General features: G+C 60.6%; 16 protein-coding genes and 1 pseudogene. 8 read left to right on the forward strand and 9 right to left on the reverse strand.

Going from position 1 to position 20559, the window contains the following annotated elements; translation table 11 throughout:
* Nucleotides 1–39: 39 nt before the first annotated feature.
* The 4 genes from xylB to ACUTSW_RS19635 all read left to right on the forward strand — a co-directional run bounded on the left by xylB (nucleotide 40) and on the right by ACUTSW_RS19635 (nucleotide 4608).
* Nucleotides 40–1491, forward strand: a complete 1452-nt coding sequence (gene xylB / locus ACUTSW_RS19620; protein ID WP_445585149.1) for a xylulokinase — start codon at nucleotides 40–42, stop codon at nucleotides 1489–1491.
* Between the two features lie 145 nt (nucleotides 1492–1636).
* Nucleotides 1637–3031 (forward strand): amidohydrolase family protein, encoded by a 1395-nt coding sequence (locus ACUTSW_RS19625; protein WP_445585150.1) that lies wholly within the window; start codon nucleotides 1637–1639, stop codon nucleotides 3029–3031.
* A gap of 99 nt (nucleotides 3032–3130) precedes the next feature.
* On the forward strand, nucleotides 3131–3685 hold the full coding sequence (locus ACUTSW_RS19630) for a cysteine hydrolase family protein (RefSeq protein ID WP_445585151.1): 555 nt from the start codon (nucleotides 3131–3133) through the stop codon (nucleotides 3683–3685).
* Complete coding sequence (locus tag ACUTSW_RS19635) at nucleotides 3685–4608, forward strand: GlxA family transcriptional regulator (protein ID WP_445585152.1); 924 nt, start codon at nucleotides 3685–3687, stop codon at nucleotides 4606–4608. Before ACUTSW_RS19630 ends, ACUTSW_RS19635 begins: the two co-directional genes overlap by 1 nt.
* On the opposite strand, the gene ACUTSW_RS19640 is transcribed toward ACUTSW_RS19635, so the two are convergent.
* Nucleotides 4603–5595 carry an acyltransferase gene (locus tag ACUTSW_RS19640; RefSeq protein ID WP_445585153.1) on the reverse strand — a complete coding sequence of 331 codons (993 nt, stop codon included), beginning with the start codon at nucleotides 5593–5595 and terminating at the stop codon, nucleotides 4603–4605. The two genes, ACUTSW_RS19635 and ACUTSW_RS19640, sit on opposite strands and share 6 nt — an antisense overlap.
* A 219-nt stretch (nucleotides 5596–5814) precedes the next feature.
* On the opposite strand from ACUTSW_RS19640, the gene ACUTSW_RS19645 reads away from it, so the two are divergent.
* Nucleotides 5815–7062 carry an MFS transporter gene (locus tag ACUTSW_RS19645; protein ID WP_062869140.1) on the forward strand — a complete coding sequence of 416 codons (1248 nt, stop codon included), beginning with the start codon at nucleotides 5815–5817 and terminating at the stop codon, nucleotides 7060–7062.
* A gap of 476 nt (nucleotides 7063–7538) precedes the next feature.
* Here the strand turns inward: ACUTSW_RS19645 and selB are convergent, their stop codons facing one another.
* The 8 genes from selB to fdnG form a co-directional block, all read right to left on the reverse strand.
* On the reverse strand, nucleotides 7539–9386 hold the full coding sequence (gene selB / locus ACUTSW_RS19650; RefSeq protein WP_445585154.1) for a selenocysteine-specific translation elongation factor: 1848 nt from the start codon (nucleotides 9384–9386) through the stop codon (nucleotides 7539–7541).
* Nucleotides 9383–10774 (reverse strand): L-seryl-tRNA(Sec) selenium transferase, encoded by a 1392-nt coding sequence (selA, locus tag ACUTSW_RS19655; protein WP_445585155.1) that lies wholly within the window; start codon nucleotides 10772–10774, stop codon nucleotides 9383–9385. Before selA ends, selB begins: the two co-directional genes overlap by 4 nt.
* A 68-nt stretch (nucleotides 10775–10842) precedes the next feature.
* Nucleotides 10843–11448 (reverse strand): glutathione S-transferase, encoded by a 606-nt coding sequence (locus ACUTSW_RS19660; protein ID WP_445585156.1) that lies wholly within the window; start codon nucleotides 11446–11448, stop codon nucleotides 10843–10845.
* A gap of 35 nt (nucleotides 11449–11483) precedes the next feature.
* Nucleotides 11484–12125, reverse strand: a complete 642-nt coding sequence (locus tag ACUTSW_RS19665) for a DcrB-related protein (RefSeq protein WP_445585157.1) — start codon at nucleotides 12123–12125, stop codon at nucleotides 11484–11486.
* 131 nt (nucleotides 12126–12256) lie between these two features.
* On the reverse strand, nucleotides 12257–13186 hold the full coding sequence (gene fdhE, locus ACUTSW_RS19670; RefSeq protein ID WP_004950679.1) for a formate dehydrogenase accessory protein FdhE: 930 nt from the start codon (nucleotides 13184–13186) through the stop codon (nucleotides 12257–12259).
* Complete coding sequence (gene fdoI / locus ACUTSW_RS19675) at nucleotides 13186–13821, reverse strand: formate dehydrogenase cytochrome b556 subunit (protein ID WP_212556834.1); 636 nt, start codon at nucleotides 13819–13821, stop codon at nucleotides 13186–13188. Before fdoI ends, fdhE begins: the two co-directional genes overlap by 1 nt.
* Nucleotides 13818–14717: a formate dehydrogenase subunit beta gene (fdxH, locus tag ACUTSW_RS19680; protein ID WP_445585158.1), complete on the reverse strand. Its 900-nt coding sequence runs from the start codon at nucleotides 14715–14717 to the stop codon at nucleotides 13818–13820. The genes fdoI and fdxH overlap by 4 nt, the downstream gene beginning before the upstream one ends.
* 12 nt (nucleotides 14718–14729) lie before the next feature.
* A complete protein-coding gene (gene fdnG / locus ACUTSW_RS19685) occupies nucleotides 14730–17777 on the reverse strand; it encodes a formate dehydrogenase-N subunit alpha (RefSeq protein ID WP_445585159.1) in 3048 nt (1015 codons plus the stop codon).
* Between the two features lie 144 nt (nucleotides 17778–17921).
* On the opposite strand from fdnG, the gene fdhD reads away from it, so the two are divergent.
* From fdhD to ACUTSW_RS19700, 3 genes and pseudogenes are all read left to right on the forward strand, one after another.
* On the forward strand, nucleotides 17922–18749 hold the full coding sequence (gene fdhD / locus ACUTSW_RS19690; RefSeq protein WP_434462048.1) for a formate dehydrogenase accessory sulfurtransferase FdhD: 828 nt from the start codon (nucleotides 17922–17924) through the stop codon (nucleotides 18747–18749).
* 127 nt (nucleotides 18750–18876) lie between these two features.
* The gene (gene sodA / locus ACUTSW_RS19695) at nucleotides 18877–19497 is read left to right on the forward strand and encodes a superoxide dismutase [Mn] (protein ID WP_004950661.1); all 621 of its coding nucleotides are present in this window, start codon (nucleotides 18877–18879) and stop codon (nucleotides 19495–19497) included.
* Between the two features lie 124 nt (nucleotides 19498–19621).
* Nucleotides 19622–20506 (forward strand): annotated as a pseudogene (locus tag ACUTSW_RS19700) (methyl-accepting chemotaxis protein); the annotation flags it as partial.
* Nucleotides 20507–20559: the final 53 nt, after the last annotated feature.

Below are 20559 nucleotides of genomic sequence, written 5' to 3' on the forward strand. Positions count from 1 at the left end.
CGCGGCGTACCGTCCGCCGCGCCTTAAAGGATCTCAATCATGTACATCGGCATCGATCTCGGCACCTCCGGCGTAAAAATCATTTTGCTCGGTGAGCAGGGCCAACTGCTCGCCAGCCAGAGTGAACCGCTGCCCATCTCCCGCCCCCATCCCCTGTGGTCAGAACAGGCGCCGCAGGACTGGTGGCACGCCACCGATCGCGCCATGCTGGCGCTGGGCAAGCAGCACAGTCTGCAACAGGTGAAGGCCATTGGCCTCAGCGGCCAGATGCACGGCGCCACGCTGCTGGATGACCGCCAACGGGTGCTGCGCCCGGCCATTCTGTGGAACGACGGCAGAAGCGCCGCGCAGTGCCAGGCGCTGGAGCGGGCGGTGCCGCAATCGCGGCAAATTACCGGCAACCTGATGATGCCCGGCTTTACCGCACCCAAGCTGCTGTGGGTGCAACAGCACGAACCGCACCTGTTCAGCCAGATCGATAAGGTGCTGTTACCCAAAGATTATCTGCGCTGGTGCATGACCGGCGAATTCGCCGGCGATATGTCGGACGCCGCAGGCACCGGGTGGCTTAACGTAGCGCAGCGCGACTGGAGCGACGAGATGCTGGCTGCCTGCGGCCTGTCGCGCCGCCACATGCCGCAGCTGTTCGAAGGCAATCAAATCACCGGCCAGACCCACATCGAGCTGGCCAGGCGCTGGGGCATGCCGCCGGTGCCGGTGGTGGCCGGTGGTGGCGACAATGCCGCCGGGGCGATCGGCGTTGGGCTGTATCAGGCCGGGCAAGCCATGCTGTCGCTCGGCACCTCGGGCGTTTACTTTGCGGTCAGCGACGGCTTTCTCAGCAACCCGGCCAGCGCGGTGCACAGCTTCTGCCATGCGCTGCCCGACACCTGGCACCTGATGTCGGTGACGCTCAGCGCCGCCTCCTGCCTGGACTGGGTCTGCAAACTGACCAACGTCGACAGCGTCACCACCCTGCTGCGCAACGTCGAACAAGCCCCTCCGGCGGAAGCCCCGCTGTGGTTTTTGCCTTACCTTTCCGGCGAACGCACGCCACACAACAATCCCAACGCCAAAGGGGCGTTCTGGGGGCTCACTCACCAGCACGGGCCGAACGATCTGGCGCGGGCGGTGCTGGAAGGCGTCGGTTTTGCCCTGGCGGACGGCATGGACGTGCTGCACGCCAGCGGCCTGCAACCTTCGAGCATCACCTTGATCGGCGGTGGCGCACGCAGCCCGTTCTGGCGGCAGATGCTGGCGGATATCAGCGGCCAACGGCTGGAATACCGCACCGGCGGCGACGTCGGCCCGGCGCTGGGGGCCGCGCGTCTGGCGCAGATCGCCCTGAATCCGCAGCGCCCGCTGAGCGACCTGCTGCCCGAATTGCCGCTGGAACAGCTGCACGAACCGGATGCCGAACGCCATCGGCACTACGCCGCGCGGCGCAGCACCTTCCGCGAGTTGTATACCTGTTTGTTGCCGCTGATGTAACGCCCTGGGGGCAGTAACCCTGCCCCCTCATTATTACCAAATCGAATAGTCGCCAGTGGCAAATGTCGCTGCCAACCTGCGGGTTCCTCTCCTAAATTGGTGGGTGTTTTTTGACATACCTCACCTCTGGATTAAGGAACTGAACGTGGAAAAAAACCAACAACAAAGCCGCAGAGCTTTCCTCAGCCAAACCGGCAAGCTAACCACCGCCTGCGCGGTAATCGGGCTGACCGGCGGCGTGGCGCAGGCTGCACCGCAGGCTGGCGGCCACTGTGCGCCGGAGGCCAAACCCATGACCCTGACCGACCATCACTACGTGCTGAGCGACGTACGGCTGGAGGAGGGTTTCGAATACGATGGCGATACGGTGATCGGCACCCGTACCGCGCTCTACCAGCTGGAAATCAAAGACGGCAAAATCGCCGCCATCCACGCGGCGGATACGGCGCCGATCGCGGGCGTGCCGCGCTATCAGGCCCAGGGTCAGTTGCTGCTGCCGGCGTTTCGCGACATGCACATCCATTTGGACAAAACCTTCTACAGCGGCCCGTGGCAGGCACCGCGCCCACGCCAGGGCAAAACCATCATGGACATGATCGCGCTGGAACAAACGCTGATCCCCAAACTGCTGCCGACCTCGCAACAGCGCGCGGAAAACCTGATCGCCCTGTTGCAATCCAAAGGCAGCACCGTAGCGCGCAGCCACTGCAATATCGATCCGGTCAGCGGGTTGAAAAGCCTGGAGCACCTGCAACGTGCGCTGGAAAACCACCAGGCGGATTTCAGCTGCGAAATCGTCGCCTTCCCGCAGCACGGCCTGTTGCATTCTAAGGTCGACGGCTTGATGCGCGAGGCCATGCAGATGGGCGTGCAATACGTCGGCGGGCTGGATCCGACCAACGTCGACGGCGCAATGGAGGCGTCGCTGGACGCGATGTTCCAGATTGCGCTCGACACCGGCAAAGGCGTCGATATCCACCTGCATGAAACCAGCCCCGCCGGGGTAGCGGCGATTAACTACATGATCGCCACCGTAGAAAAAAACCCGGCGCTGCGCGGTAAGGTCACCATCAGCCACGCGTTCGCCCTGACCACGCTGAACCCGAATGAGCTGGCGGAAACCGCCACCCGCCTGGCGGCGCAGCAAATCACCATCGCCTCCACGGTGCCGATCGGCGGGCTGATGATGCCGCTGCCGCAGCTCAGCGAAAAAGGGGTATTTGTGATGACCGGAACCGACAGCGTGATCGACCATTGGTCACCGTTCGGCACCGGCGACATTCTGGAAAAAGCCAATCTCTACGCCCAGCTGTATCGCGGTTCGGATGAGTTCCATCTGTCGCGCGCCCTGGCCATTTCCACCGGCGGCGTGCTGCCGCTGAACGACAAAGGCCAACGCGCATGGCCCAAAGCCGGCGACAGCGCGGAGTTCGTGTTGATCGACGCCAGTTGCTCCGCCGAGGCGGTGGCCCGCCTGCCTGCACGCCGCGCTACCTTCCATCGGGGGCGTCTGGTCGCCGGCCAGGTCAGCAAAGCCTGATGCTGGTCCGCTGATGCCATCATGATGGCCGTTTTTGGCCTTCTTCCCTGCAGGATAACGGCGCAGTATGGCGTTACACCCCACAGGCGGAGGCCGAAAATGTCACATAGCGCATTATTGATCATCGATGTTCAGCAATCATTCCAGCATCGCCCTTTCTGGCAAGAGGACGATCTGCCCGCTTTCCAGCAGGCGATCACAACATTAATTGAAGGCTGCCGTCGGCAGGGCGTGGCGCTGGTCGACGTGTTCCACGTGTCCCCGCAGGGGCCATTCTCGCTGGCGTCCGGCTTTGTGCAACGTCTGCCGTTCCTCAACCACCAGGCGGACGTTACCGTGCACAAGCAGGTGCATAACGCGCTGACCGAATCCGGGTTGGACGCCTGGCTACGTGAACGGGAGATCAATCACCTGATTATCTCCGGCATTCGTACCGAGCAATGCTGCGAAACCACCACCCGCGTGGCAAGCGATCTCGGCTATCGGGTGACCTTCGTCACCGAGGCGACCCTGACATTCCCGATGCAACACCCCGACGGCCAGATCTTTACCACCGAACAGCTCAAGCGGCATACTGAGACGGTGCTGGTCGACCGTTTCGCCCAGCTCGCCAGCGTGGATGAGGTGCTGGCGCAACTGTCACAGGAGTCATAATGCCGCAGGCCGTCTACTTTCTGATGCTGCCCCAGGTGCTGTCGCTGGACGTCAGCGGCCCGGCCGAAACCCTGCGCCTGGCCGGAACGTTCAGCCTGCATTACATCGGCCCGGAGCCGCAGATAACCTGCTCCATCGGCATGACGCTGAGCCGGCTGGAGCCGCTGCCTGCCCGATTGGAAGACGGCGCGATTTTGGTGGTGCCGGGAGTCAGCGATTCGGCGCGCTACTTTGCCAATCCGCAAGCCGAGCAGGCTCGCCGCTGGCTGGCGGCGCTGCAACCCGATCTGCAAAGCCAGCGCATCACGCTGGTCTGCGTGTGTTCCGGCGCGTTGCTGGCGGCGCAGGCAGGCTTGCTCGACGGCTACCAGTGCACCACTCACCATGACGTGCTCGAACGCATGCGCCTGCAGGCACCGGCGGCGCTGGTGAAAGAAAACCGCATTTTTGTCGAAGACCGCAGCGTCTACACCAGCGCCGGCATTACCGCCGGTATCGATCTGGCGCTGCACCTGATTAACCGCCAGTGCGGCGCAACCCGGGCAACGGAAGTCGCCCGCGAAATGGTGGTGTATTTCCGCCGTTCCGGCGACGACCCGCAGCTTTCGCCGTGGTTGCGCTATCGCAATCATTTGCACCCGGCGGTCCACCGCGCCCAGGACGTGATGGCCGCCGAGCCGGAGGCCGAATGGTCGGTGCCGCAGGTGGCGGAAAAAGCCCACGTCAGCAGCCGCCATCTGGCGCGGCTGTTCCGCAGCCATATCGGCATCAGCGTGCGGGAATATCATGAACAGCTGCGGCTGGCCGTGGCGCAACAGCGGCTGCAACAAGGCTACGGGCTTGAAAAAGCGGCGCTGGCTGCCGGGTTCTCGTCCGGCCGCCAGCTGCGGCGTGCGCAACAGCGCGGGCAAAACCCGTTATGACACCAGCCTTCGAACGTCCAGCTTTTGCAGCCCCATCGACAGCAGCAGGCTGAGCGCCAGCGCCACACCGAATACCCAGAAGATATCCAACAGCGGATGGGCGGTGAGTTCAAGATGCCGGCTGCGCATAAAGTTGACGATAATGGCGTGAAAACCGTAGATCGCCAGCGAATGGCGGGAAAAAATGCCCAGCCAGCCGATCGGATCCGGCAGGCAGTTCTTAAACCACACCAGCAGCGACACCGCCGCGATAAACACCAGCGGGCCGCAGTAGATGTAAAAGGTATCGGCAAAGCTGCCGTTGATGAACATCTGGCTTTTGGTGCCGCGAACGATCAACGCCACGCTGAGTGCAAAACCCAGCGCCGCCAGCCAGCTGATGCCACGCCGCCCGGTGTCCATCATGCCAATCGCCCGCCCGGCCAGCGCGTACAGCAGGTAATAGAAGGTATCGCCGTAGATATACAGATTGACCGGCAGCAGGTGAGCGTTGCCGACGGTCACCGCACCGGTATTAGGGTTGGCAATCACCGCCAGGATCACCAGTACCCCGGCCAGATAACGGCGCGAGACCGGTTTGACGCTGATCAGCGGCGAGAGCAGGTAAATCACCGCAATCGCATAGAAGAACCACAGGTGATAAAACACCGGTTTTTGCAGCATGCCGCGCAGCGACGGCCAGAAGCCGATTTTGGTGAAGGCCGCAATATAGGCAAGCGCAATGAGGCTGTAGAACAGGATGCAGCAGCCGATACGGATGAAATGTTTTTTGCCGGCGCTTTTCTCGCCGAAAAACAGATAGCCGGAAATCATGAAAAACAGCGGCACCGACACGCGCGACATGCCGTTCAGCACGTTGGCGATGTCCCAGTTATGTTCCCCCACCGCCAAGCCGTTGGTGACGTAATAGGTGGTGGCGTGGATCATCACCACCATCATGCACGCCACCGCGCGCAGGTTATCTATCCAGCCAATTTTAGTGCTCAAAACGGTGCCCGACGTTGTGTCATATTGATCTGTTAATAAGAGGTTATAGAGCGCAGGGCGCGGCGACAACCCAAAAGCGAAATATCAGAATGTGCTGAAACAACACCTTATCGTTGCTAAGGTGAACAATTGGCGGCAAAATAGCCGCCATAACTCGCTCAGTTTGCGCTTCCCGCCCTGGCAGTTCCTTTTTTCTTCTTCACTATCAGTACTATAAATATGAAAACGACATTACCACCTGCGGCACGCTTGGGCCGACAGGCGCTTTTATTCCCTCTTTGTCTGGTGCTGTTCGAATTTGCCACCTATATCGCCAACGATATGATCCAGCCCGGTATGCTGGCGGTGGTGGCGGAGTTCAACGCCGGCGAAGAGTGGGTGCCGACATCCATGACCGCCTATCTGGCCGGCGGCATTTTCTTGCAATGGCTGCTCGGCCCGCTGTCGGACCGACGTGGCCGCCGCCCGGTGATGCTGGCTGGCGTGGCGTTCTTTATCGTCGCCTGTCTGGCCATTTTGCTGGTGACCAACATCGAGCAGTTTATCTTTATGCGTTTCCTGCAGGGCATTGGCCTGTGCTTTATCGGCGCGGTCGGCTACGCCACGATACAGGAATCCTTCGAGGAATCGGTGTGCATAAAAATCACCGCGCTGATGGCCAACGTGGCGCTGATCGCCCCGCTGCTCGGGCCGCTGGCCGGGGCAGCGCTGATCCACGTCGCGCCGTGGCAGAGCATGTTCGTGCTGTTCGCGGCGCTGGCGGCGATCGCCTTTTACGGCCTGTGGAAGGCGATGCCGGAAACCGCCTCGCTGCAGGGCGATAAATTCTCGGCCGCCAACCTGTGGCGCGACTATCGCCAGGTACTGAGCAACCGCCGCTTTGTTTGCGGGGCGCTGGCCATCGGCTTCGCCAGCCTGCCGTTGCTGGCCTGGATTGCCCAGTCGCCGGTGATCCTGATCAGCGGCGAATCGTTGTCGACGCTGGATTACGGCCTGTTGCAGATCCCGGTGTTCGGCGCGCTGATCCTCGGCAACCTGACGCTGGCACGCCTGACCGGCAAAAACAGCGTAGAGCGCCTGATCAAGCTGGGCGCGCTACCTATGATGCTGGGGCTGCTGATCGCGGCGCTGGCTACGCTGTTCTCCAGCCATGCCTATCTGTGGATGACCGCCGGGTTGAGCCTGTACGCCTTCGGTATCGGGCTGGCCAACGCCGGGCTGTACCGCTTGACGCTGTTCTCAAGCGCCGTCAGCAAAGGGACGGTCTCCGCCACCATGGGCATGTTGAGCATGCTGGTGTTTACCGTCGGCATCGAGCTGGCGAAAGTGGCTTATGTCTGGGGCGGCAGCGGGTTGTTCAACCTGTTTAACCTGATCAGCGGCCTGTGCTGGCTGGCGCTGGTGGCGCTGTTCCTCAGCAAACGCCGCAGCGGCGACGCAACGCCTGCGCCTAACCAAGCGCTGTAACAAGCGCCGGGTTAACGACACGGGAAGAGACAATATCTCTTTCCGTGTTTCAAGATTTACACAGGATTTAACACTATCAGTCTGGTGAATCAGTTCTCAAACTCATAGCCCATGCCAGTACCGCCTCATGGCTAATAATATTCATCTGTTCAACATCACTAAGTGCCTCTAGCGTCAAGCACCTCTGTTCTTTCTCTCGCACAGGCCCGTCATACTTTTCATCATCTTTTCCTACGGACAGTGGCGATAAACCTTCAGTATTCATCCTGATGACCTCGAGACTTAATCAAAATACACGGCTATACCCAAAATAATTGGAGTTGCATCACAACAAAGCCACGGCTTTGTTGAACAGCGCTTGGGCTGGCCCCAACGGGGCGAGGCTTTGCCGAGTAACGCGGCAAGAGCATGAGTCCCCAGGAGCTTACTCAAGTAAGTGACTGGGGTGAGTGCTCGCAGCCAACACAGAGGCAACTTCAAGTATGACGGGTATACAGCCCGCTATCGCGCAGCAGGTGTTGATTGCCCTTGCGGCGGGTAAAGCCGCTGCGATCGAAAAACTCCAGCACCTGAATCGCCAGCTTGCGGCCGACGCCGAGCCTGTCGCGGAAATCGGCGGCGTTGGCGCTGCCCTGCGTCGCATCCAACTCGCGGATAAGCGCAGCGAACTGTTCGATACGCCGGCTGAGATAGTAACGGTCCACCACCACCGCCGCGATGTGACCCAACTGCGCCGCTTTACGCAGCGTCGCCCGCACGGGGGCCTCTTCTTCGCCCAATTCCGCGGCCAAATCGCGCACCCACCAGGCTTCGTCACCGAACAGCGGCGCAATACGGCTCCACAGACTCTGTTCTTCCGCGCTGAACGCCAGGCCATGCTCCGGCAAGTGCAGCCAGCCGCGCGTATTACGCACGCTGCCGGCGGCCAGCAACCGATCGATCATCATAAATACCAGCGCTTCAGGCAACGAAGGCAACGCCATACGCCGCAGACGCGCTCGCCCCAGCCCAAGCTGATCGGCATGCTGCTGGTGATACTCGAACAGGACTTGCAGCAAGCGCTGTTGGCCCTGCTGTGCATTCTCCTGCGCCAACGCCCACTCGCCGGCAATCAGCCATTCATGGTCCGCCAACAGCTCGGCCAGACCGCCTTCGGTCAGTTGCCGCGCCCAGGCGAACATCGCCAGATCCAGCGGCCCATTGGGCAGGTGCAGCGCCAGCGCCTGGCGATCGTCGCCGGCCTGCGCCAATGCCGCCAACCAGGCAAGGTAATCCGGCTGGCGTTTACCGCGTTTCGGCGTCGTCAAACTCAGCACCCGTGCGCCGCCCAGGGTCTGGCGGGCGCCGATATCGCGCAGCACCAGCCGATCGTTGTCCGCCAGCCACAACGGGCGATCGAGGATCAGTTCCGCCAGGTGTTCATTCAATAACGCAATCCGGCCGGTGATATGGCTGGCGGCGTGATGCAGATGCAGCGGTTGCCAATGCTTTATCGGCTGGTCGGCATCCAGCGCCACCAGAATGCGTTCTGCCGCCTGCAACGGCTTTTTCGCCAACAGCCAGTCACCGCGAGCCACCTGCTCTTTGCTGACGTCACCGCTGATGTTCAGTGCGATGCGCTGCCCGGCCTGCGCCTGCTCAACCTGTTGATTCTGCGCGTGCAGACCGCGTACCCGCACCGGAACGTCCGCACCGGTCAGCCACAGCGTATCCCCTACCGCCACCTGCCCACCCAGCGCGGTGCCTGTTACCACCAGACCCGCCCCTTTCACGCTGAAGGCGCGGTCTACCGCCAACCGGAAACGGCGCGTCAGCGCATGCTCATCAGGCCGTAACGCCAGCAGATGTGCGCGCAGGGCGTCAATCCCCCGATCCCGCACCGCAGCGGTGACAAACAGCGGCGCATCGGGCCAGCCCTGCCGCGCCAGTTCATCGCTAACCTGCCGCCGCACCTCGTCAACCCGTGCTTCGTCCACCCGATCGGCCTTGGTCAATACCACCGTCAGCGCCGGACGCCCACTCAGCCGCAGGATCGCCAGATGTTCACGGGTTTGCGCCATCACGCCGTCGTCGCAGGCCACCACCAGCAGCGCATGATCGATGCCGCCGATGCCCGCCAGCATATTGGCGAGGAATTTTTCATGGCCGGGCACGTCGATAAAACCCAGCACCCGGCCGTCGGGCTGCGGCCAGTAGGCATAGCCCAGATCTATGGTCATGCCGCGGCGCTTTTCTTCCGGCAGGCGATCGGCGTTGATCCCGGAGATCGCCTGTAACAGGGTGGTTTTGCCATGATCGACATGGCCGGCGGTGGCGATAATCATGCGTTCAACGCCTCAATCAGCGCCTGTTCCTGCTCAAGGCAGCGCAGATCCAGCCACAGCCGGCCGTCGTTAATCCGGCCGATCACCGGCTGCGGCAGGCGGCGCCAGCGTTCTGCCAGCGCTTCCAGCGTCGCCCCACGGCCGTCGAGCGGCGTAAAGGTCAATGCGTAGCTGGGCAACCTGTCCACCGGCAGCGAGCCACTGCCAATCTGCGACCAGCACGGTTCGGCGCGCAGTTGGAAGCGTTCGCCAAACTGCGGTTCCAGCGCGTGCAGCAAGCGTTCGGCTGCGGCCTGCATCGCCTGCTGCGGGCGGGTCAGCAGCCGCAGCGTCGGCAGTCGCTCCACCAACCATTCAGGCTGCTGGTAGAGACGCAGCGTGGCTTCCAGCGCCGCCAGCGTCAGCTTGCCGACACGCAGCGCGCGTTTAAGCGGATGCTGCTGCAACCGGGCGATCAGCGCCTTTTTGCCGACGATAATCCCGGCCTGCGGGCCGCCCAGCAGCTTGTCGCCGGAGAAAGTCACCAGATCCACCCCGGCGGCCAGCAGCCGCTGCGGCATCGGCTCGGCCGGCAGGCCGTACTGCGCCATATCAATCAGCGAACCGCTGCCCAGATCGGTGGCGGTCGGCACGCCATATTCAGTGCCAAGCTGCGCCAGTTCGGCTTCATCCACCGCGGCGGTAAAGCCCTGAATGCTGTAATTGCTGGTATGCACCTTCATCAGCAGCCCGGTTTGTTCGTTGATGGCGTTGCGGTAATCTTTCAGGTGGGTACGGTTAGTGGTGCCGACCTCAACCAGCCGGCAGCCCGCCTGGCGCATCACGTCGGGGATGCGGAACGCGCCGCCGATTTCCACCAGCTCACCGCGCGACACCACCACTTCCTTGCCGGGCGCAATCGCCGCCAGCATCAGCAACACGGCCGCCGCATTGTTATTGACGATGCAAGCATCTTCCGCACCGGTCAGGCGGCACAGTAAATCCGCCACGGCGCGATCGCGATGCCCGCGCCCGGCGCCGTCCAGATCGTATTCCAGCGTCACCGCCGCCCCCATCGAATGGCTCACCGCCTCGATAGCCGGTTGCGCCAGCAGGGCGCGGCCAAGGTTGGTGTGCAGCACGGTGCCGCTGAGATTGAAGACCGGCGTCAGCGCCGAACGCTGCCGTTGCGCCAAACCGGCGCTGAGCGCCTGCGGCCAGTCGCTGCACCAATCGGGCAGCCGCTGCTGCTGCTTGATCGTCTCACGCGCCTGCAACTGCAATTCGCGCAGCAGATCGCTAATCAGCGTCTGGCCGTATTGGGCCACCAGCGGTTCGATAGCGGGATCGTGCAGCAGGCGGTCGATGGCGGGTAACTGGCTGTAAAGAAGGTGGGATTCAGTGCTCATGGTCGCTCGGTTTTTTTGTGTGAGGATGCGGCATAAAACAACCCCCCGCCAAAGCGGGGTGAGGGAATTCAGGGGGGTGAAGTGCGGGCAAAACTTTCGCGGGCAAACAGCCGCTCGGCCAGTTTGATCAACGCAGGCCGTTCGACGCACCAGTTGGGCATGATGCGGCGGAAATTGAGGTAGCCCAGCGCACAGCCAGTAGCGATGTCCGCCAACGTCAGCTCGGCGGCGTTCAGCAGCGCCTTTTCCTGCGCCAGCCTCTCCAGCGCGTCCAGCCCGTGCGTCAGCTTGTCGCGCTGGCGCAGTATCCAGTTTTCGTCCTGTTTTTCCGGCGCGCGTTTGCTCTCGCGAAACAGCGTGGCGGCGGCTTCGGTTACGCCGTCGGCCAGCGCTTCCACCTGGCGAATGCGCAGCGCAGCCGTGCGATCGGCGGGCAAAAATGCCGGGCCGGCGGGAAGCAGTTCGAGGTATTCGGCAATGACGCGCGAGTCGTAATAAGCTACGCCGTCATCGGCCACCAGCACCGGCACCTTGGCGAGCGGATTCAGCTCCACCACCCGGCTGCCCGGCTCATACGGCGGATCGTTAACGAATTCGAACGCGATCCCCTTTTCCAGCAACATCACGGAAATCTTGCGTACAAAAGGGCTGGTATAACTGCCAATCAGCTTCATCCGTCTTCCCCCCGAGCTGTCGAATCACAGCGTTGTTATTTCACCACCAGCGTGTCGATAATCCGCTGAACCAGCGCCTGGTGCGCCTCCGGCGTTTTGGCCGGTGACAGCATTTGCAACGTCACCACCCTTTTATTCAATACCGTCAGCACAAAGGTGGAGAGTACCTTTTGCCCATTGACGCTTTGCTCGGTATCCAGCCGATGAAACTTCTGCTTGCCGACGCTGAAGTTCTCTTCTTTGGTGGTCTTGATATTCTGATAGCGGTCGGCCAGCTCGGTGATGATGCTTTGCGTCAGATCTTTCAGCATTTTATCGCTGGTGTTGAGCTTCATGTCATCAGGAGGGACCACTTCAGAAGAGACGGTGCTCTGGCGTGTCTTGCCGTCGAGGAAACGCTGAATGGTGGATTTGCTGTCGTTGACGATGCCGCTGTTCTGGGTCTGATCGCTAAACCCCGCCGGCAGTAAAAAGGTCACGTTACCCCTTTGCAGCGATACCTTCAGCCCCACAGGTTCGCTTTCCACCGGTGGCGGTGGCGGCGCAATGGGCTGCGTCACGATCGGCTTGGGGTCCGGCTTAGGTACTGCCGGTTTGGTGTCTTCCTTGTTGTCACAGGCCGACAGCCCGATCGCCAGAACGGCGATCGCCGTGAGTTTCGCAATGGTCTTCAACATCGTCCGTCCCTTTTCTTTCGCGTTGCGCGTCATTGCGTAAACGTAGCAACTCGCCCCCGTGAATGCCAGATGCACAGTCTGAAATTAATCATCTGACCACTCGTAAGGGGCAAATACCGGCGTTTTGCGATTTACTCCCCCGGGAACAGGAACGGGTTAATGCTGCTGCGGGCAAAACCTTCATCTTCCAGCTTGGCGTCCAGCACCAGCGAGGCCAGATCGTCGGCCACCGCTTCAATATGCGGATCTTTTTCCTGATACAAAATCTTCAGGTAAGTGCCGCAGTCGCCACAGCTTTCCGCTTTCACCGCCGCCAGCTCGCTGTCCAGCGACCAGTAATTCAGATCGCGGGTTTGCTCGCAGTTGCTGCATTTTATCCGCACCACGTGCCACTCGCTTTCGCACAGGTTGCAGTGCAAATAGCGCAGGCCGCTGACGGTGCCGATATGCACCACGCTGGAGACCGGAATGCTGCCGCACACCGGGCAGAACTGACGATGCTCGCCATATTCCGCGCGCGCCTTGCCGGGGATCAGGCTTGCCATTTGCGCCCAGTAAAGCGACAGCGCAGCCCAGATGAACGGCGCTTTCTCGCTGCCGATCTTGCCGAACTCGCGGTTGAGCAAGGCGTCGGCCATCAGCTCCAGCTCATGCGCTGACGCCTTTTCCAGGTTATCCAGCACCGCCAGAATGTGTTCCGGCGCCTGCGGACGCAGCTCGGCGATCAGCGAACCCAGCAGCCGGTGCCAATGCTCGCTGCGCGGATAGACGCTCAAATCCAGCGGCGGCTTGCCGCTGGCCGCGCCCTGCTGCAGCGCTTCGGTCAGATCCAACTGCAACGGGTTGTCGTGCAGCGCATGGTGCTGCGCCTCGGCCAGTTGGGCGGCGAAGTTCAGGTAGTCGCCCAGCGGGTTGTCCGTCGCCAGCTTGCGCAGGCGTTCGGCGCGGCGGCTGTAGAGGCTTTTCAAATTGGCGAAAAGTAACGGCGGAATTGTCTCCGCCGTTGTGGACTTCTCGCGCTGTGCCCCTAACTGCTCTTTAGGAACGATGCGGATGCTCATCAGGGTTTGTCTTCCTGTTGTTTCTCGCGGACCTCTCGGTACCAGCGCGGATGATGTTTTTTAGCCCAGGCCGCAGGCACCCAGCCTTCGACCATCGCGGTGATAGTGCCTTTTACCCACAGCGCGGCGTAAATGTGCACCATTATCACGATGATCAGGCCGACCGCCGCCAGCGAATGCACCAGCAGCGCGATGCGGATCAGCGGTATCGGGAACGACGGCGCAAAGTACGGCCGCCAGATCACCACACCGCTGGCCAGCAGCAGCACCAGGCTGATGATAGCTGCCCAGAATACGCACTTCTGACCGAAATTATAACGCCCGGTGTCGCCCACTTCCTCGTTCATGGCGATTTTGTGGATGTTTTTGGCCCAGACGATGTCTTCGCGGTTGATCAGATTATGCTTCCAGTAGCGCAGGAACATCAGCAGGAAGGCCGCAAACATGATCACCCCGACAAAGGGGTGCAGGATGCGCGCCAGCTGCGGCGTACCTAAGATGTTCATCAGCCAATTGAAGGAAGGGAAAAAGAACCCCAGCCCGCTGATGGCCGCGAACACAAAGCAGAACGCCACAATCCAGTGGTTGATCCGCTCCGGCGCGCTGTAGCGCTGAATCCGCTTTTCCTTCTTCATTTGCGCGTCTCCTCATCGTGCAGCTCGTCGTTGTCTTCCTCTTCGACGCGGTTTGGCCCGACGCCGACATAGTGGAACACGCTGGCTGCAAAGGTGGCGGCAAAGCCGATGGCCGCCAGGGGTTTCCACACGCCTTTCCAGAACGTGATCGCCGGGCTGATGGTCGGGTTATTCGGCAAACCGTGGTACAGCTGCGGTTTGTCGGCGTGGTGCAGCACGTACATCACGTGGGTGCCGCCCACGCCCGCCGGATCGTACAGACCGGCGTTCTGATACCCCCGGGAGTTCAGCTCGCCGACGCGTTCGGCGGCAATCTGCTTCATCGCGTCCTTGGTGCCGAAATGAATCGCGCCGGTCGGGCAGGTCTTCACGCAGGCCGGTTCCTGGCCGACATCAACGCGGTCGACGCACAGGGTGCATTTGTACACCCGGTTGTCGTCCTTGTTCATGCGCGGCACGTCGAACGGGCAGCCGGCGATGCAGTAGCCGCAGCCGATGCAGTGCTCGGACTGGAAGTCGACGATGCCGTTGGCGTACTGAATGATTGCGCCTTCCGACGGGCAAGCCTTCAGGCAACCCGGATCGGCGCAGTGCATGCAGCCGTCCTTGCGGATCAACCATTCCAGCTTGCCGTTTTCCTCCACTTCGGAGAAGCGCATGACCGTCCACGACTTGGCGGTCAGATCGGCGGGGTTATCGTAAACCCCGACGTTGCTGCCGATTTCATCGCGGATGTCGTTCCATTCGGAACAGGCCACCTGACAGGCCTTGCAGCCGATACAGGTGGTGACATCGATAAGTTTGGCCACTTCTTCCTGGTGGTCACGGGCGCGCGGGGCCGGCGTGAAACCATTGGTGGCGGATTTACGAATGATGTCCTGAGATTGCATTGCCATAATTCGTCTCCGTTACACCTTTTCCACGTTAACCAGGAACGCCTTGAACTCCGGCGTTTGCGTGTTGGCATCGCCGACAAACGGCGTCAGCGTGTTGGCGATAAAGCCTTTCTTCGCCACCCCTTCGTAACCCCAGTGGATCGGGATGCCGATGGTGTCGACTTCCTGGCCGTTCACCTGCAAAGTACGGATACGCTTGGTCACCACCGCCTTGGCCTTGATATAGCCGCGGTTGGAGCTGACTTTCACCGTATCGCCGTGCTTGATGCCTTTTTTCTCCGCCAGCTTCTCGCCGATCTCCACAAACTGCTCCGGCTGCGCGATGGCATTGAGCTGCGCGTGCTTGGTCCAGTAGTGGAAGTGCTCGGTCAGACGATAGGTGGTGCCGACATACGGGAACTTGTCGGATTTGCCCATCGCCGCCAGATCGTCCTTGAACACGCGCGCCGCCGGGTTGGACACCACGTTCGGGTGCAGCGGGTTGGTGCCGAGCGGCGTTTCGAACGGCTCGTAGTGTTCCGGGAACGGCCCTTCCGCCATTTTGTCGGTGGCGAACAGACGGCCCATGCCTTCCGGCTGCATGATAAACGGCCCGACGTCGCTGCCCGGCGCGGCGGCGCTGTAGTCCGGGATATCCACCCCGCCCCACTTGGCGCCGTCCCACTCCAGCAACTGACGTTTCGGATCCCAGGGTTTCCCCTGCGGGTCGGCCGAAGCGCGGTTATACAGAATGCGGCGGTTGAGCGGCCAGGCCCAGGCCCAACCCAGCGTGTTGCCGAGGCCGGACGGATCGGCGTTATCGCGCCGCGCCATCTGGTTGCCGGCCGGCGTCCAGCTGCCGGCGAAGATCCAACAGCCGCTGGCGGTGGTGCCGTCGTCGCGCAGGTGAGCGAAGGTACTGAGCTGTTCGCCCTTCTTCGCCAGCACTTTGCCGTCGGCGTCGAGAATGTCCGCCAGCGCCTTGCCGTTGCTTTCCATCGCCACTTCTTCCGAAGCCGGGTTTTCCGGCGTCAGGTAATCCCAGGTCATGTTCAGCACCTGTTCAGGCACCGCGCCGCCTTCACGTGCGTACATCTCGCGCAGGCGGATGAAAATGCCCGCCAGGATTTCCCCGTCGTTCAGCGCTTCGCCCGGGGCATCCGCGCCCTTCCAGTGCCACTGCAGCCAGCGGCCGGAGTTGACGATCGAGCCGTTTTCTTCGGCAAAGCAGCTGGACGGCAGGCGGAACACTTCAGTCTGAATCTTCGACGGATCGACGTCGTTGAACTCGCCGTGGTTCTGCCAGAAGTTGGAGGTCTCGGTGTTGAGCGGGTCTATCGTCACCAGGAATTTCAGCTTCGACAGCGAGGCCACAACCTTGTTTTTGTTCGGGAACGACGCGACCGGGTTAAAGCCCTGGCAGAAATAGCCATTGACCTTCCCTTGCGACATCATCTCGAAGTACTGCAGCACGTCGTAACCTTTGTCCCACTTCGGCAACCAATCAAAGCCCCAGCCGTTGTCTTTCTGCGCCTTGTCGCCGTAGAAGCTCTTCATCAAGCTGACGAAGAATTTCGGGTAGTTGCTCCAGTAGTTCACCTGGCCCGGCAGCAGCGCCTTCGGCGTATTGGCCTTCAGGTAGGTGTCGAGATCCGGCTGTTTTTCCGACGGCAGCGTCATATAGCCCGGCAGGCTTTGCGACAGCAGGCCCAGATCGGTCAGACCCTGGATATTGGAGTGGCCGCGCAGCGCGTTGACGCCGCCGCCCGCCATGCCCATGTTGCCGAGCAGCAGCTGGATCATCGCCATGGTGCGAATGTTCTGCGCGCCGACCGAATGTTGGGTCCAGCCCAGGGCGTACAAGAACGATGCGGTTTTATCCGCCACGCAGGTTTCGGCGATGTATTCACACACCTGGAGGAAATCTTCCTTCGGCGTGCCGCACACGTTGGTCACCACCTCCGGCGTATAGCGGCTGACGTGCTGTTTCAGCAGGTTCCACACGCAACGCGGATCCTGCAGCGTGACGTCGCGCTTGGCGAAGCCGTTTTCATCCAGCTGGTAATTCCAGGTGGTTTTATCGTATTTGCGGTTTTCCGCGTCATAGCCGCTGAACAGGCCGTCGTCGAAGGTAAAGTCTTCCCGCACCAGCAGGCTGGCGTTGGTGTAGGCCTCGACGTATTCGCGGTTGATTTTGTCGTTGGTCATCAGGTACAGCAGGACGCCCGACAGGAAAGCGATGTCGGTCCCGGAACGGATCGGCGTGTAGAAATCCGCCACCGATGCGGTACGGGTAAAGCGCGGATCGATGACGATCAGCTTGGCTTTATTGTGAATTTTGGCTTCCATCGCCCAGCGGAACCCCACCGGATGCGCTTCCGCCGCATTACCGCCCATGACGATAATCAAATTCGCGTTCTTGATATCAACCCAGTGGTTGGTCATCGCACCGCGACCAAATGTTGGAGCAAGACTTGCTACCGTTGGTCCGTGTCAGACACGCGCCTGGTTGTCTACGGCAAGCATGCCGAGAGCGCGACTAAATTTTTGCGACAAATAACCGGTTTCGTTACTGGAAGCGGAGGCACACAGCATGCCGGTGCTCAGCCAGCGGTTGACGGTGACGCCCTGTTCGTTGGTTTTCACGAAGTTGGCGTCGCGGTCTTCCTTCATCAGCTTGGCGATGCGGGTAAAGGCATCGTCCCAGGTAATGCGCTGCCATTTATCTGACCCTGGCGCACGATACTCCGGGAACTGGAGACGGCTTGCACTGTGGATGAAGTCGACCAGCCCCGCGCCTTTCGGGCAAAGCGCGCCGCGGTTTACCGGGTGATCCGGGTCCCCTTCAATGTGGAATATGCTTTCTTTGGCGTTTTTGGCGCCATCACCAAGGCTGTACATCAACAGCCCACAGCCGACGGAACAATACGTACAGGTATTACGGGTTTCACGGGCGCGCAGCAGTTTGTACTGCCGGGTCTCCGCTAACGCCACTTCCGGGGCAAAGCCCAGTGCGGCTACCGTCGTTCCTGCCATACCGCCAGCGCAGATCTTAAAGAACTGCCTTCTGCTGACCTGCATGGGGGTCTCCTTTCACTCTCGATTGTCACATTGTTTCAAATGGCGCTTTCCCCCTTGAAGCGGGAAGCGCTAAAATCCATCTTGTTTTTACGCGGCAATATTACCACAGCGTATATGGGGTTGTTACAAACAGGTGCCAGTTAAGTGAACACTATAAACCCAGAGCAGCACATAAATGAGACCCCGCTCACAGGGGTGACCCAGGCCCAGGTTTATCAGCGCGGGCAGCTCGCCACCGCACAGCCGGACTGGCTGGCGGAAGAAGTGCCGGTCGCCCTGGTCTATAACGGCATCTCTCACGTGGTGATGATGTGCACGCCAAAAGATCTGGAGGCATTCGCCCTCGGCTTTTCGCTGTCCGAAGGCATTATCGAGTCACCGCGCGATATCTACAGTATAGAGATTAACCAAACCTGTAACGGGCTGGAGGTGCAAATTGAGCTCTCCAGCCGCCGCTTTGCCGGGTTGAAGGAGCGCCGCCGCGCCATGGCGGGCCGCACCGGCTGCGGCGTGTGCGGCATCGAACAGTTGGCGGACATCTTCCGCCCGCTGCCTGCGCTGCCGTTCACCCAACGCTTTTCTCTCGCCAACCTCGACCACGCGCTGAGGCAGCTCAAGCAGGTGCAGAGCGTCGGGCAGCTCACCGGCTGTACCCACGCCGCCAGCTGGATTTCGCCGCAGGGTGACCTGCTGGGCGGCTGCGAAGACGTCGGCCGCCACGTAGCGCTCGACAAGTTGCTCGGCGTGCGCGCGAAGCAAGATTGGCAACAGGGCGCGATCCTGGTCTCCAGCCGCGCCAGCTATGAAATGGTACAAAAATCCGCGATGTGCGGCGTCGAGATCCTGTTCGTGGTTTCCGCTGCCACCTCGTTGGCGGTGGAAATCGCCGAGCGCAGCAACCTGACGCTGGTCGGTTTCAGCAAACCCGGCCGCGCCACGGTGTTTACTCACCCGCAGCGCATTGAGGATTAATTTAATCCCCTACACTAAGTAGGGCATTGATAATCATTTTCAAGATCATTTAATTAACTATAATGATCCGACTGCTTACGCGGTGCTCGCACCTTGCGCCGCCCATACCCCACTGGAGATGATGATTATGAGTTATTCACTGCCATCCCTGCCGTACGCCTACGACGCACTGGAACCGCATTTCGACAAGCAGACGATGGAAATCCATCACACCAAACACCACCAGACTTACGTCAACAACGCGAACACCGTGCTGGAAGCGTACCCTGAGCTGGCTTCGCTGAGCGTTGAAGCGCTGATCCAGGATCTGGATAAAGTGCCAGCCGACAAGCGCACTTTCATGCGTAACAACGCCGGCGGCCACGCTAACCACAGCCTGTTCTGGAAAGGCCTGAAAATCGGTACCACGCTGGGTGGCGATCTGAAAGCTGCTATCGAGCGCGATTTCGGCAGCGTCGAGAAATTCCAGGAAGAGTTCGAGAAAGCCGCAGCGACCCGCTTCGGTTCAGGTTGGGCCTGGCTGGTGCTGAAAGGCGACAAACTGGCCGTGGTGTCTACCGCTAACCAGGACAGCCCGCTGATGGGCGAAGCCGTTGCCGGCGCTTCAGGCTTCCCAATCCTGGGCCTGGACGTGTGGGAACACGCTTACTACCTGAAATATCAGAACAAACGCCCAGACTACATCAAAGCATTCTGGAACGTGGTTAACTGGGACGAAGCGGCAGCACGCTTCGCTGCGAAGAAGTAATTCGCCCCCAACACTGATGATGCCCGCGTGAAGCGGGCATTTTTTTACCCAAAATCCGCTAAAGTTTGACCGCCCTTTGCCGATGGTTTGTTCAATAGACGTTCGCCCGCAAAGGAAAAATAATATGGCGGCATTGCAAACACTGGCAGGAAAGTTCGTTCATCTCACCGTGGGTAAAAAACTCGGCCTCGGATTTGGTCTGATGCTACTGCTGACGGCGATCATCGCCGGCACCGGCGCACAATACCTGAATATCATCGAATCCCGCGCCGACCGCATCGATTTCAGCAACCGGCTGAATGACGAAATCAATCAGGCCAAATATAACCGGGCGCTGTTCGGCCAGACCTACCGGCCGGAGTACCTGAAGAATAACCGCGCCAATATAGAAAACGCGGTACGCTTGATCAAACAGGGCCAGGCGTTGGACTGGGATGCCAAAAACCGGCAAGACCTGCAGCGGCTGATGGTCTTGATCGGCGAATACCAGCAGCAGCAAAACGCCTTCGAAAAGGCGGTGGCGGCAAAAGATGCGGTACGCCAAAGCTGGAACATGTCGGAAGTGCAAGACAGCCTGAATCAGGTAGAGCGCCAGTTGACCAATGGCGACCTGCAACTGGCTTTTGTGCAGCTGAATCAGAAGCTGACCCTGGTGCGCTACGGCGCGCGCGGCCTGTTGCTGAGCCTGAACCGCGAATCCGAAGCGCCGCTGTTAGCGGCGATTGATGACGCGCGCAGCACGGCAAACGCCCTCAGCCGACGGCTTAGCGATGCCCAGCGCCCCCTGCTGCAACCGCTGTTGAGCGCGCTCGACGACTACAAAAACCGAATCGAAGCTTACCTGCCGGCTTATGAACAGGAACGGCAGATCAGCCAACGGCTGGGGGACAGCGCCCAGGAGGTCGGTACGCTGGTCAACGCCTTTATGCAGGACGAACTGGCGCAAACCAGTACCCGCCGCGACGAGCTGGGCCAGTTGCTGAATGCGGTGGCGGCGATGAGCCGAAATTAGCCCTAAATGGCGTTATATTTGGAGGACTAGATATTGACATCATCGTCAAA

The organism is Serratia sp. TSA_198.1 (assembly GCF_052686505.1).

What these genes read in the sequence shown, in the direction of transcription:
- xylB (WP_445585149.1), top strand. Translation starts at nt 40, where the DNA reads ATGTACATCGGCATCGATCTCGGCACCTCCGGCGTAAAAATCATTTTG.
- ACUTSW_RS19635 (WP_445585152.1), top strand. Translation starts at nt 3,685, where the DNA reads ATGCCGCAGGCCGTCTACTTTCTGATGCTGCCCCAGGTGCTGTCGCTG.
- fdxH (WP_445585158.1), bottom strand. Translation starts at nt 14,717, where the DNA reads ATGGCAATGCAATCTCAGGACATCATTCGTAAATCCGCCACCAATGGT.
- selB (WP_445585154.1), bottom strand. Translation starts at nt 9,386, where the DNA reads ATGATTATCGCCACCGCCGGCCATGTCGATCATGGCAAAACCACCCTG.
- ACUTSW_RS19665 (WP_445585157.1), bottom strand. Translation starts at nt 12,125, where the DNA reads ATGTTGAAGACCATTGCGAAACTCACGGCGATCGCCGTTCTGGCGATC.
- ACUTSW_RS19660 (WP_445585156.1), bottom strand. Translation starts at nt 11,448, where the DNA reads ATGAAGCTGATTGGCAGTTATACCAGCCCTTTTGTACGCAAGATTTCC.
- sodA (WP_004950661.1), top strand. Translation starts at nt 18,877, where the DNA reads ATGAGTTATTCACTGCCATCCCTGCCGTACGCCTACGACGCACTGGAA.
- ACUTSW_RS19630 (WP_445585151.1), top strand. Translation starts at nt 3,131, where the DNA reads ATGTCACATAGCGCATTATTGATCATCGATGTTCAGCAATCATTCCAG.
- fdoI (WP_212556834.1), bottom strand. Translation starts at nt 13,821, where the DNA reads ATGAAGAAGGAAAAGCGGATTCAGCGCTACAGCGCGCCGGAGCGGATC.
- ACUTSW_RS19645 (WP_062869140.1), top strand. Translation starts at nt 5,815, where the DNA reads ATGAAAACGACATTACCACCTGCGGCACGCTTGGGCCGACAGGCGCTT.
- fdhE (WP_004950679.1), bottom strand. Translation starts at nt 13,186, where the DNA reads ATGAGCATCCGCATCGTTCCTAAAGAGCAGTTAGGGGCACAGCGCGAG.
- selA (WP_445585155.1), bottom strand. Translation starts at nt 10,774, where the DNA reads ATGAGCACTGAATCCCACCTTCTTTACAGCCAGTTACCCGCCATCGAC.